Source organism: Paenibacillus sp. FSL H8-0332 (genome assembly GCF_037963835.1).
In the GTDB taxonomy this organism is placed as follows: Bacteria; Bacillota; Bacilli; order Paenibacillales; family Paenibacillaceae; genus Paenibacillus_AQ; species Paenibacillus_AQ rhizoplanae.
On record NZ_CP150145.1, the window covers coordinates 1252757 to 1265357 of the forward strand.

The 12601-nt window shown below is 48.0% G+C and carries 11 protein-coding genes; 2 read left to right on the forward strand and 9 right to left on the reverse strand.

All coding sequences use genetic code 11. From position 1 onward, the window contains the following. Positions 1 to 118 precede the first annotated feature (118 nt). A complete protein-coding gene (locus tag NST43_RS05545; RefSeq protein ID WP_339223024.1) occupies positions 119 to 769 on the forward strand; it encodes a hypothetical protein in 651 nt (216 codons plus the stop codon). A gap of 75 nt (positions 770 to 844) precedes the next feature. On the opposite strand, the gene NST43_RS05550 is transcribed toward NST43_RS05545, so the two are convergent. Genes NST43_RS05550 through NST43_RS05570 form a run of 5 tightly spaced genes read right to left on the reverse strand, consistent with a single transcriptional unit; the run spans position 845 to position 6289 of the window. Beyond that, a complete protein-coding gene (locus NST43_RS05550; RefSeq protein WP_339223025.1) occupies positions 845 to 1855 on the reverse strand; it encodes a glycoside hydrolase family 130 protein in 1011 nt (336 codons plus the stop codon). 34 nt (positions 1856 to 1889) lie between these two features. Further along, the gene (locus NST43_RS05555; protein ID WP_339223026.1) at positions 1890 to 2843 is read right to left on the reverse strand and encodes a DUF1861 family protein; all 954 of its coding nucleotides are present in this window, start codon (positions 2841 to 2843) and stop codon (positions 1890 to 1892) included. A gap of 29 nt (positions 2844 to 2872) precedes the next feature. Beyond that, entirely contained in the window at positions 2873 to 4417 is a 1545-nt protein-coding gene (locus NST43_RS05560) for an extracellular solute-binding protein (protein WP_339223027.1), read from the reverse strand. 47 nt (positions 4418 to 4464) lie between these two features. Further along, the gene (locus NST43_RS05565; RefSeq protein ID WP_339223028.1) at positions 4465 to 5337 is read right to left on the reverse strand and encodes a carbohydrate ABC transporter permease; all 873 of its coding nucleotides are present in this window, start codon (positions 5335 to 5337) and stop codon (positions 4465 to 4467) included. Positions 5338 to 5353: 16 nt separating this feature from the next. Next, positions 5354 to 6289, reverse strand: coding sequence for an ABC transporter permease subunit (locus NST43_RS05570; protein WP_339223029.1), 936 nt, complete (start codon positions 6287 to 6289; stop codon positions 5354 to 5356). Between the two features lie 224 nt (positions 6290 to 6513). On the opposite strand from NST43_RS05570, the gene NST43_RS05575 reads away from it, so the two are divergent. Next, positions 6514 to 8838 (forward strand): AraC family transcriptional regulator, encoded by a 2325-nt coding sequence (locus tag NST43_RS05575; protein ID WP_339223031.1) that lies wholly within the window; start codon positions 6514 to 6516, stop codon positions 8836 to 8838. A gap of 63 nt (positions 8839 to 8901) precedes the next feature. Here the strand turns inward: NST43_RS05575 and NST43_RS05580 are convergent, their stop codons facing one another. The 4 genes from NST43_RS05580 to NST43_RS05595 all read right to left on the reverse strand — a co-directional run bounded on the left by NST43_RS05580 (position 8902) and on the right by NST43_RS05595 (position 12530). Further along, positions 8902 to 9618 (reverse strand): ABC transporter permease, encoded by a 717-nt coding sequence (locus tag NST43_RS05580; protein WP_339223032.1) that lies wholly within the window; start codon positions 9616 to 9618, stop codon positions 8902 to 8904. After that, positions 9618 to 10568, reverse strand: coding sequence for an ABC transporter ATP-binding protein (locus NST43_RS05585; protein WP_339223034.1), 951 nt, complete (start codon positions 10566 to 10568; stop codon positions 9618 to 9620). The genes NST43_RS05580 and NST43_RS05585 overlap by 1 nt, the downstream gene beginning before the upstream one ends. Before the next feature lie 209 nt (positions 10569 to 10777). Next, positions 10778 to 11833: a HAMP domain-containing sensor histidine kinase gene (locus tag NST43_RS05590; protein ID WP_339223036.1), complete on the reverse strand. Its 1056-nt coding sequence runs from the start codon at positions 11831 to 11833 to the stop codon at positions 10778 to 10780. Position 11834: 1 nt separating this feature from the next. Further along, a complete protein-coding gene (locus NST43_RS05595) occupies positions 11835 to 12530 on the reverse strand; it encodes a response regulator transcription factor (protein WP_339223037.1) in 696 nt (231 codons plus the stop codon). Positions 12531 to 12601: the final 71 nt, after the last annotated feature.

Genomic DNA, 12601 nt, shown 5'->3' on the forward strand with positions numbered 1-12601 from the left:
TGTTAAATATCATGTCTTTCAACTGGAGTGATGTTTCTACTGATATATTTTGGATTGTGATACAATATTTTAAATGGAAGTTGTGCTTGTTAATAATGATATTCAAAGGAGTTTTAGAATGAAACGTTTTCGCTGGAGCATTGCAGTTTATTTCGTGCTGTTCGTGTTTGTCTTATTCGTATTATTCAACGACTATTCATCAATCCTGATAGTAGTTGGGGCTGTGGTGGCTTGTATCATTGCTTTAATAGCCCAATTCTATTATCCTGCTATTTTGGAGAAGCGGGTGGACCGCGTGGAGTCCTTTTTACGCAGCCAGAAAAACAATCCTGCCCTATATATTCAGTCTGTTCTTGCGAACAGACTTGACGATGAATCAAGAATGGTTATGGAGAAGCTAATGAGCAAACATAAGCAGGTGGCGGTACAGGCAACATTCAAGGCGGCTTACGGACTGTACCGCAATGACATGGCTGCTGTTCGGGAAGCCGTGCCGCATATCCGCCATGCTGATTACCGGACATACTATGAAACGGTTCTGCTGTTGGAGGAAGGGGAAAGTGCTCAGGCGCGGGAACATCTTGAGTCAATTAAGAAGCAATGGATGAGATCAGCTCTGCTCGCAGAAATTGAACTCAAAGCAGGTAACAGTGAAACTGCTATCACTCATGCGAGGGAAGCAGTAAGCGCTTCGAGAGGCGTCCAACGTTATGTGTTACATAAGGAATACGAACGAACGTTACCGCAAGCTCTTGAAGCTGTATCATGAGTTTTACAAAGTAAAAAGCGGGAATCCTCCTCATTCAAGGATGATACCCGCTTTCTGTTAGTTAGAAGGCCAGTCTCACTGTCCCAAACAAAGCCGGATCAAATCATCTACATGGGCGGTAACCAGACATTCTACGGTGTCGGCGGCGCCGTAATAGATTTTGACTTCGCCATCGTCCTCCAGGATCATGCCGCCGGGGAAGATGACATTATTGCGGAAGCCTCCGTCTATTTCGTAGGGGGCTTCAGGGGCAAGCAGCGGCGATGCACTCATCCCGAGAATCTTCTTCGGATTGTCCAGGTCAAGCAGCATAATACCTGCGGTATACCGCTTCTTCCAGGACGGCTCCCAGCCGTGCTTCCCTCTGGCGGGATCGATATCCACCGCATGGAAGGTGGTGAGCCAGCCCTTATCCGTCTTCACTGGCGGCGCTGCCGGACCGATCTTATCATTGGCGAACGGTACCTGCTCCACCGCCAGCAGCAGATCCGAACGTCCCCAATAGATCAGATCCGGCGACTCCGAGATCCAGGTGTCGAACCGGTCCTTGCCTCCGCGGCTGTATACGGTGAACGGGCGTTCCAGCCGCACATAGTTACCGTTGATCTTCTCCGGGAACAGTACCATGTTCCGCAGGTCCGGCGTAGACAGGCTCAATATTTCAAAGGATTCGAAGTCATCCGTGACTGCGACCCCTCCCCGGATACCATGCCGTGTATCTACAGCGAAGCACATGTAGCAGCGGCCGTCAATCACCGTCAGACGCGGATCGTAAGCGCGCACGACCTCTTCGTCATGCAGCTTGAATACCGGCTTGGGCCCTGCCGTCCAGTGAATTCCGTCTTCACTGAAGGCGATGCCCAGATCCGTTGTATGAGTCTGTTCAAGGGTCTGCTTGCCGAGTGAGCCATAGTCATTGCGGAATACCATCACATACCGGCCGCCGAACTTAACCACTCCTGCATTGAACACAAGTGCGGTGGGATAAGGGACCCGGGCCGCATCCAGCACAGGATTGGCCGGGTGACGGCGGATGAGCGTGCTGGATGTCAAAGCTCCTATGATGGGTGTATTTGTATTAGTCATCGTAGAATATCCTCCTTGAATGTTGAACTGCGTGCTAGACAATGCTTCCATAGGGTGCGAACGGATAGTCGATCGTAATACGCCCGGCCTGGCAATCACCAACACCGCTGTACAGATCAGCCTTGCCGTCCCCCCGCATCACGATCCCCGAAGAAAAGACGCAGTCCGTCAAATATGGGAACTTGGCGGGTCCCGGCGGGTAGCAGGAACGGCTTCCAATCAGATGCAGGTTATTGGATTCCCGGGTGATGGGATCAAAGATAAAGGCCATGTTCAGATATACCTTGATTTCCTGCCCGTTCTCATCCTTATGCGAATAACAAATATGGCCGATAATTCCGATCTTGCCGCTGTCCAGCAGATAAGCCTGATTAACGCCTCCCCATTCGCCTGCACCAAAAATACCATGAAGGTAAGGTGCATTCTCAATGATGTCTGCAGTTAACTCTTCCAGCTTGTCAATAACTGTGAAGCCGATCATGGATTCGCTGCCGTATTGGCCCTTCATCTCACTGCCCCGCGGGCGTGAGAAGACGCCAATCCTGCCGTCTGCCAGAGCAACAAGGCGGATATCTTTCATTTTGTTAGGACCGGTAGTGAAGTAGTACAAATCGTGGAGGTCAGTCCCCCGGTAAAAATATCCGAAAAACGTGCTGTATTTGCCGCTTTGATATTGCACATGCGTTCCGCCCAGGACAAGCTCATCACCGATTTCACTGATAAACGGGTCCTCCAGCGTATAGATCATACTATTATCTACCACGGTCCACTCATCCTGACCGGTCTCCTCGAATAGGCGGACCCAGGAGCGGGCCCATTCTTCGCGGCGTTCTACCCGGCCGAACAAATAACGTTTGCCATCCCGTTCAAAAGGAATCGAAATATTATAGACATCAAACCCTTTCACGTTTTTAAATGATAAGGTTGCGCTTTCATAAATAGTTTTTGACGCTTCAAATTCTATTTTTTGCTTATGCAGGCTCAACATTTCCGCACTCCTTTTTGTAACAGCTCATTTTATTGAAGAGAAGCTTGATATTCCTTGAACTGCTTTTGGTATTCGGCAACGACCTTGTCCAGACCCGCCTTCTTCATTTTGTCCAGCGCTTCCGGGAATGCCTTATCGTAGTCCAGAACCCCCATATAGATCGGAGTGATGCTGGCTGAAGCTTCTGAGAGAATATTGGTATATTCCGTTCTCACATTCGTTGGATCAAAAATAAAGTTGGCTGCAATACTATTAACCGCTTTGGGATTTGGCTCAAATAAGACTTTGTTATTGTCAGGAATACTATTCTCCAGGTCAAAGCGCATAAAGTTCACATTCCCGTTCTGCGAATCGGAGCCCCTGTACCTTGGATTGTTATTGTTATTCGGATCTTTGATCGGCTTTAGGCCCTTTTCGCCATCTTTGGTGTAGTGCTCACCCTCTATGCCATATTGAACCAGATCATAATTGTCCTGACTGGCCAGCATCCAATCCATGAATTTAACGGCTGCCTCCGGATGTTTGCTGTTCGCCGGTACGGCATTTCCGTTCTTGAAGGAGAGGGGACGCAGATATTCTTTCTCCGGGTTAAACCATACCACTCCGATATCGTCTACTGTAGCTTCCGGATTGTATTTCTGGAGCCCGTTCAAGCTTCCGCCGGTTCCCAGGCGTACGAACCACTCCCCGCTGTCAAGCTGAGCATCTACCTGCTCCTGCTTCATAACTAAGATATCAGGATTCGTAATTTCCTTGGTGTACAGCTCGCGCATGAAGGCGGCATCCTTCTTGAATTCTTCCGTCTCAATCCAGGATTTGACCTCACCGTTCTGATTGACATAAAAGAACTTATCCTTAACGGTGAACGGGAAGCTGTCATAACTCCGGTGTAAGATGGAGGTATGCAGGGATATCGGGTCAAAATCGGCCCGGGTGCCGAGATAAGGCTTGTTTTTGCCCTTCCAGTTCTTCATCACAATCTCCCAGGCGCTAATCAATTCAGCCGGAGTTGTCGGCTCTTTCAGATTGTTCTCGCGGAGAATATCGCGGCGGATATTGAATTGCCCCTCGCTCGCCATTTCAACCCAGTAGGAGGGGACGATATAATATTTCCCGCCGATGGTTGCGCCGCTAAAGATATCCTCTGGGATATGCTTTTTCAGGTTAGCTCCATATTTTTCAATTTCCTCTGAGATATCTGCCAGCGCCCCCCGGGTATAGTAGTTGGAGAACGGAGTGCGGTCCTGCATGACATGGAACAGATCGAACTCTTCACCCGTGGACAGCATCAGGTTCAGCTTCTGGTCCCACGCATCCCAGGGGATGAAGATTTTCTCCACTTCAACGCCAACACCGTCTGCTGCCAGCTTCTCATTGACTTTTTGGAATACCTGTTGGTAGTCTTTGGGCTCGGTGCCGGGAACCACGTATTTGATCCGGACGATATTGTCTGACTTCGGGGATGAAGTGTTATTCTCCCCGGTTGCGGCAGGGCTGTCGGACGCCTTGCCGCACCCGATCAATGTAGAAAGGGCAAGCACCACAGCACATAGAATGGCATAATGTTTTTTCATGAATAATATAGACCTCCTCTATTTATGTTAACCCCTTAGGGATGACATCAGCCTTTAACTGAACCTATAACCAGCCCTTTCACGAAGTACTTTTGCAGATACGGATAGAGGAGGACGATCGGCCCGATCGTCACGATGGCTGTCGCCATCTTGACCGACTCCGAAGGAAGCGTAACGTCGCTTGTTCCGGCCAGTATAGCCATATCGTTCAGCATACTGATCTCCGATTGCATCTGCAGCAGCATGAATTGCAGCGGATACAAATCTTTGGTGTCAATCAGCATGATCGCATTCCACCAGTTATTCCAGTAATCCAGTCCATAGAAGAGGGCAATGGTCGCGAGTACCGGCTTACATAACGGAAGGTAAATCTTAAAAGCAATAACAATATCACTCGCTCCGTCTATGGTAGCTGATTCCCGCAGCGAGTCGGGAATTCCGTTCATGAAATTGCGTACTAGGAAGAGGTTGAACGGGCTGAACAGGAGCGACGGAATAATCAGAGCCAAGATATTATTGGTTAATCCGAGCGACCGGTTCATCAGATACCAGGGCACAATCCCGGCTGTGAAAATCATGGTGATAAAGAAGTAAAGAGCCAGCAGATTGCGGTTCTTCACATTTTTGTTCGCTAGAGTATAGCCTGCCATAGAAGTAATCAGAATAGCCAGTGTGGTACCGACGACCGTGACAAAGATAGAAATTCCGTAGCTCTGAATGACTTGGGAGCCGCCCGTGAAGATCAGCTTATAGGCATATAGAGAGAATTTCTCCGGAAAGAGGCTGTAGCCGTTCTTAAGAATAGCATCCTCATCCGTGATAGAGATCATCAGCACGAGCAGCATCGGAAGCAGGCAAAGCGCCGAATACACCGCAGTCAGCGTGTACATGACCGTCTTGCTGATTGATAATTTTTTCATAGTTACTCCTCCGGATTTAGTATAATGCGCCATCTTTGAAGAACCTGCGGGTAATGGCATTGGCACCAAAAACTAGGATAAATCCGATGACCGACTGGAAAAGTCCAACAGCCATGGCTTCGGAGGGGTCGCCAATCTGACGCAAGGAACGGAATACATACGTATCAATGATATCCGTGGTCGAATACAGGGTACCGTTGTCACCGATGAGCGCATAGATCATTCCGAAATCGCCGTACATAATTTTGCCGACGGAGAGCATCGTCAGGATAATAACCGTGGGCATCATTAGCGGAAGCGTAATCCGGAAGCACATCTGCAGGCGGTTAGCCCCGTCAATCTCGGCTGCTTCATACAACGTCTCGTCGATACCGGTAATGGTCGCCAAGTAGATAATGGCACTCATTCCGGCCCCCTTCCACACATGCATGACGGTAAGAATCGCCGGCCAGGACTGCGCCTCGGTATACCAGTTCACAGAGGACATGCCGAGCTGGTTCAGCGTTTTGTTCACAATTCCCATATCCATTGAGAATAGCGCATACAGCACATAGCTAATGACGATCCATGAGATGAAATTCGGGAATAACATCAGGGATTGACTGATCTTAACAAATAGCTTCTTGCGCAGCTCGTTTAGAACCAGTGAAATAGCCAGCGCCATCAGCGTACCGAAAATAATAAAGAGTAAATTGAGGTAAATGGTGTTGAAGGTGACCGTAAGCGCTTTGTTGGACTTGAAGAAAAACTCAAAGTTCTTGAATCCCACCCATTCGCTATGGAATATTCCCTTGGTATAATTGAAACGCTGGAAAGCAATGATCATATAAGGATACGTCATATAGCCAAAAATAAAAGTGTAGGCCATTGCCGGCAAAACCAACAAATAGGATGTACCATTTCTGCGGATGTCAGAAAGTATGCCCAATCCCGGACGCCGTTTTTTTGTCAATTTCCTGTTCCCCCCATTTGTTATAAATGACGCTTGCCTTGATTCCAGATTAGCCATCGTATCACAAAGTGTCTATTTTAAAAGCTGGCAAACGCTTTCAATTCGGCTCAAAAGGCTTTCAAAAAAACGGAATGGCTTTCACTTTCGCCTGATTCAGTACCTTTTCGGCCCGAAATATACTATAGTTTAGAAATGATAACGAGCAGTGTGGGGAGGAATTCAACATGCGGACAACCATCAACCGGCTTGTTCGATACAAGGCATTTCAAAAGCTCACCATCTCATATTTCCTTCTCGTTCTTCTGACCGTAAGCCTGCTATCCGGTGTGCTTTTCTCACTATTCTCCAGAAGTGCTATTAAGGAGATAGAACGTAATTCCCGGGCGATGTTATCCCAGATCACCTACGCCTCCGATGTAGTCTATAATCAGGTCGTTACTATAGGAAATACACTGCTGATTCAACCGGAAATCCTGTCCTTTCTGAATGAGACGGTGGAGGACAAGGTCAGAAATTATCATATTTTTCAGCAGATCGAACAAATTACAAATGTGAACCCATATATACACAGTATCGGGATACACCGGCCTTCCACAGGAACTACCATTGATACAGCCGGGCTTCCGTTTGATGCTTCGCTTACCACCCTCAGCGCGAAGCAGTATATGGAGTTCCATCCGCGCAGTCTGAAGGTTCCGGGCCGCAACAACGGGAAGTCATTACAGTTCCTGACCTTCTTGCTGTACCCGAATTTCTCACCCCGGACCACAGGCAATCCGCTGATCTATATCAATGTGGAGGAGCAGTCCATTCTGACGACCATCCGCAAGATCAGCAGTGCGGACGCCGCTAATAATGTTTTTGTAATCAATAATGAAGGTAAAGTGCTGTCTCATACCGATTCCAACCTGTTTCTGGAGGATTTATCCGAAGAGGAGTATGTGCGGAAGATATTAATCGAGAACCACAAGGAGAGCAGTTTCACTACAACGATTTCAGACCAAAGGAATCTGGTCACTTATGTGAAGTCAGAGGAACTGGACTGGTATTTTGTAAGCGTTTCACCGTATTCTGAGCTCATCTCTAACATCGACCAGCTCCGGGGGATTACGCTGCTGGTTACCGCCGGAATTGTACTCGCAGGTCTGTTGCTCTCTGTCCTATTGACCTCCAACATGAATAGACCCTTATCGGCGCTGCTCGAAAAAGTCATGCCTAACCCGGCCCATCCGGCCTCCGGTATGGCGCCTATTGATGAATACAAGCTGATGACCGAGGTGTTCCATTCCTATCATGAACGTGAGAAGTCGATGCAGTTTGTAATTAACCACTCCTCCCGGACCGTCCGTGAGCATTACCTGCATGCCTTGCTGCGTGGTCATTCCCTGGAGCACTATGTTTCGAGCGAAATTCTTAAGGATATCGGCGAGGAGGTGGCGGGGCCATATTTTGGCGTGCTGGTGTTCAGGATCAATGAGCTTGAAACACTAGAGGAGAGGATGGAGGGGAAACAGCAGTCTTTGCTGCGCTTCGCACTCGGGAATATCGCCAAAGAGATGCTGGAGCCGATCGGCCCATGTGATGTGCTCATTATGGGAGGAAGTGAAGCCGTGGCTATCCTTCAATACACGGACAATCAGCTTCCGGAGGAGCTGTGGCCTGCCTTGCGCAATATTCAAAGCTTCCTGAACCGCTACTTCAAGGTGACGGTATCTATAGGGATAGGAGATATATCCTGCGGAAAAGGTAATATTCCGTCCTCGTACACTTCTGCACAGCAGTATGTGAAATATCGGCTCATCTATGGGAAGGAAGCGATTCTGGATGCTATAGCGACACGCCGCCATGTGTTGACGGCCCTCAGTTATCCCGGCGCCTACGAGAAGAAGCTGATTGATGCTGTGCAGGACGGCAAGCCGGAAGCAATGGTTAGTGCAATCGAAGAATTTATAGTTAAAATATCCGGCGGTTCCGTTCATCAGGTCATCACCTTTAGCACTCAACTCATGTTGTCTTTGCTTAAACATTTTGACTATTTACAGCATGTGCCGGATTCTAATTTCAATGATTACCTGCAAGCGGTAACCGATATTGAACGGGCTGAAGATCTGACGGAGATCCGTAACCTGTTCAACCGCTATTGCAGCACCATCTGCACATTAATTGAAGACAAGAATCACTGGCTGAATGCTCAAAAGCATAATATCCTCATTGAAAAAGCACAGAATTACATTCATGAGCATTATGCCGAGCCTAACATCTCCCTCGATCTGGTGTCGAGCATCGCCGGACTGTCGCCCAGCTATCTGGGGAAACTGTTCAAAGGAGCGACCCGGCAATCCTTCAGTGAATACTTGAACAACACCCGGCTGGAAAAGGCAAAGGATCTGCTTGCTTCTACCTCGGAGACTGCGGCCAGGATCAGTGAAGCGGTAGGGATATACAACATTACTTACTTCTCCACCTTGTTCAAGAAAAAGTACGGGCTGACCCCTTCGGCGTTCCGGGAACAGGAGGCGATGAAGAGCACTGCAGGTGATGATGAGTGAGCAGGGTAACGTGAGCACTTAGATGGACGCTCCGCGAACGGACCGTTGTTCCATCCGGTCCGATTACGGCTGCTCCGCATATCTCCACCAGGCAAAGGTTCCGGCTATTCCGACTATCCCTGTATACGCAAGTATCAATATACTGCTGAGCTGTAAGGAACCGGTGCTTTGAAATACCGACGGGATGGTCCATGGGAAATAGGGTGCAAATCCAAAGGAGGCGAGCACATTGGACAGAATAACGATGATCAGGATGAGCCCCAGGGGTGCCAGATAGCCTTTGGTCACATTGGCCAAAAGAATGGTTGGTGCGGTCACGAAAATGTACAATAGCGAGGTGATCAGGAACTTAAAGAACAAGCCCGAAATGAAAGCAGCGGACCCGCCTTGGACGCCCAGGATGGCTCCAACGGCAAAACCTACGGCAAACATATAAACGGAAAGTAACAGGCACCATGCTAAAATGACAAGGAATTTGGACAATACAATTTTCGCTCTGGACACGGGCTTTGCCAGCAAATCCTTGATGGTTCTATCCGCAAACTCCCGTCCGAATACCCATGCCGCAACAAAGGTATATCCGATAAGCCCCAGCGGGGCAAGTGTATCCAGCAATCCGGTTAAATACTGCTCCCAGTTGACACCGCCTGCCTCACTGGATAATACATTTCCGACGCCCATCATGATGGGCCCGAAGCCTAACACAAGAAACATGATCCAGAACACATTGGAGCGGATAATCTTGCGAATCTCACAATGTAACACAGATAGAATATTCATTATTTAATCCCCCTGGTCATCCCAATGGTGCGGAGAAAATACCCTTCCAAATCCTCCGTAACCACCCGGAGCGATGTTGGCGGCTGATTGCGTTGTACGAGCAGTTCAGCCAGCCGTTCAGGATGATCTGCCGCGTGCTCGTTGGTTAGTTTGATATAGCCGTCCGAGGTATCCTCAAAGGTATAGCCATGCTCTTCCAGCACCTTCTTTAAGGCAGGTTTGTTCAGTCCGTTCACCACCAGGTTTTTCTGTAAGGATTGCTCCAGCTTATCCATTGCGACCTCCTTAACAAGGCGGCCATTATGAATAATTCCTATGCGTGTGGACACCTTCGAGAGCTCCTCTAACAGATGGCTGGATATAAAAATAGTTACGCCGAAATTGGTTGCCAGATTATATAACATATTCCGTATCTCCGCTACGCCTGCGGGATCAAGGCCGTTGATCGGCTCGTCCAGGATTAGAATTTCCGGATTGTGGATCATCGCTTTGGCAAGTCCCAGGCGCTGCTTGTTACCGAGTGAGAGATGTTTTGCTTTTTTCTTTTGGTGCGGCTCAAGTCCCAGCTTATAGATCACCTGATGTACGGCATCCTTGTCAGCCACCCCTTGCATACGCCGTGCGATGTCAAGATTCTCAGTTACCGTGAGATCGGGATAAAAAGTAGCCTCCTCCAAATATCCGACCTTACTCCATAATGTAGAGTTTCCGGCATCGACCTTTTCACCTAACATATAGAGCTTGCCGGAGGTTGGCTTCAGCATCGCCAGGAGCATCTTGATCGTCGTTGTTTTCCCGGCGCCATTCAGTCCCAGGAATCCAAAAATCTCACCGCGGCTCACCTCCAGCGAAAGATTGTTTAATATGGTATAGTCGCCAAACTTTTTGTGCACACCGTCAATCTGTATAGCAGGCGTGCTGCCGCTTTTCTTCTCTGATAAAATTTGCATAGCCGTTAACTCCTCCTATGACAATCCCTAATATATACAAGTTATTTTCACATGTAGAGATGAAGCTCCGGTAAAAGAAACATAAAGGTTTATAAAGAGAATATAAAAAACTATAAACTGCTAAAAAAACAAACAGGCTGTTGTCTGGGTGTCACACCCGGCAGCAGCCTGTAATCTTTGGTTGTTGAAGAAGAAGTGCTTACCTACAATCAGTGAAGTGAAGCCAGGGGGAGGCTGAATCTTATCCCCAAACCGCCATATTCGGAAGGGAAGGCCATAATCTCTCCCCCGTGATGCTCAATAATAGATTTACAGCTTGCCAGACCCAGCCCAAGGCCGCCCTTTTGGATTTGCCGCGATTTATCCACCGTGAAGAATTTAAGGAACAGAGAAGAGAGATCCTTATCCGGCACGCCAATTCCGTTGTCCTCGATTTGGAAATAGGCATGATGCTCCCGCAGGTATCCGGTCATATACACGTTCAGCTTATTCTTCCCCCCATATCTTACAGCATTGCTGAAGAGGTTGCCGAACACCCGGCGGATCATCGGTTCATTGACCCTTAGCCATATACTGTCCGTGAATGAATGGCGGCAAGTCAGTTCGTTGTCAAGTCCAGCCAGCTCAACCTCATATTCAAAAGCAATGTCTTCAAATAACTCTGTTGCCCTTACAGGCCCGGCTACCATGGATTCCAGCTCCAGTTTTTGTTTGGTGAAGCTGGAGAGATCATTGAGGAGCTCAACCATATAGGCGGACTTTTTTTGAATCAGTTCATAATACTCCTGCTTTTCAATGTCGGGTAAGTCCCCATGTGTAGCCAGCAGTTCGGTGAAGCCGTTAATAGAGGTAAGAGGTGTCTTCAAATCGTGGGCGATGGCTGCAATCATATCGGTTTGTTCTCTGTGGGCGAGCTGCAGCTTATGCTCCATCTTATTGAAGTGCTTATACAGCTCTCCGATCTCGTCATTACCTCTCGAAGCCAGCGGAGGCAGGGGATGGACCACATTGACTTCCCCCAGCCGGGTATTCAGAAGCCGGATGGGCTTCTCTATGCTTCTATAAATATAGATGATCAGAATGAGAAATATGCAACCCGCGATGGCAAGGATGGGCAGCAGCAAGGCTATATATCGGGAGTCCAGCAATGTAGTGCGTATAGGAGAATACACTGCAAAGATAAACTTCAGGTAGATTCCAATGGAAAACATAAGAATGAGAAGCATCAGCAGGAATAAGAGGGGAAGTTTTATTTTCAGTTTCATCCTATTGCTCTCTTTCCGTATATTTATAGCCTATACCCCAAATGGTTTTAATGAAGTTATGTTCAGGACCCAGCTTCTTGCGGATATTCTTAATATGAACCGTTACGGTATTGATTTCTCCGTACTCGTCCCCCCAGACCTTCTCATAGATCTGCTCACGGCTGAGTACCTGATTGGGATGACGCATAAGGATAGACAGAATTTGAAATTCTTTCGCGGATAAGTCGAGCTTCCGGTTATGCAGGAAGGCTTCAAACGTTTTATCATTCAAAATAAGCGGAGCATCCGCCTTTTCTTTACCGGGGCTAAGCTCATCCCACTCTTTATGCAGCCTGTCCACTTTCCGGAAATGGGCCTTGATCCTGGAGGCCAGCTCCTGAATACTGAACGGTTTGGTCATGTAATCGTCTGCTCCTATTTCGAGACCGACGATTTTATCAATATCCTGATCACGCGCACTTAAAAAAAGGATGGGAACATTATAGGAAGTCCGGATATTCCTGCAGACATCAAGCCCATTCATATCAGGCATCACTATATCCAGAACGATGAAATCAATGTGGTTATCATTCACTACAGATAAGGCTTCTTCCCCGGAACGGGCTGTGATGACTTCAAATTGCTCGTATCTTAAACTTTTGGTGATGAGTTTTACGATTTCTTGATCATCGTCTACAACCAAGATCGTTTTTGTCATTTTACACCTCCCAACCTCATCATACCGCAACCCTGACATTCAACGCCAGATACGCTCAGAGCAAGCTTGCC

What these genes read in the sequence shown, in the direction of transcription:
- NST43_RS05545 (WP_339223024.1), top strand. Translation starts at nt 119, where the DNA reads ATGAAACGTTTTCGCTGGAGCATTGCAGTTTATTTCGTGCTGTTCGTG.
- NST43_RS05550 (WP_339223025.1), bottom strand. Translation starts at nt 1,855, where the DNA reads ATGACTAATACAAATACACCCATCATAGGAGCTTTGACATCCAGCACG.
- NST43_RS05555 (WP_339223026.1), bottom strand. Translation starts at nt 2,843, where the DNA reads ATGTTGAGCCTGCATAAGCAAAAAATAGAATTTGAAGCGTCAAAAACT.
- NST43_RS05560 (WP_339223027.1), bottom strand. Translation starts at nt 4,417, where the DNA reads ATGAAAAAACATTATGCCATTCTATGTGCTGTGGTGCTTGCCCTTTCT.
- NST43_RS05565 (WP_339223028.1), bottom strand. Translation starts at nt 5,337, where the DNA reads ATGAAAAAATTATCAATCAGCAAGACGGTCATGTACACGCTGACTGCG.
- NST43_RS05575 (WP_339223031.1), top strand. Translation starts at nt 6,514, where the DNA reads ATGCGGACAACCATCAACCGGCTTGTTCGATACAAGGCATTTCAAAAG.
- NST43_RS05580 (WP_339223032.1), bottom strand. Translation starts at nt 9,618, where the DNA reads ATGAATATTCTATCTGTGTTACATTGTGAGATTCGCAAGATTATCCGC.
- NST43_RS05585 (WP_339223034.1), bottom strand. Translation starts at nt 10,568, where the DNA reads ATGCAAATTTTATCAGAGAAGAAAAGCGGCAGCACGCCTGCTATACAG.
- NST43_RS05590 (WP_339223036.1), bottom strand. Translation starts at nt 11,833, where the DNA reads ATGAAACTGAAAATAAAACTTCCCCTCTTATTCCTGCTGATGCTTCTC.
- NST43_RS05595 (WP_339223037.1), bottom strand. Translation starts at nt 12,530, where the DNA reads ATGACAAAAACGATCTTGGTTGTAGACGATGATCAAGAAATCGTAAAA.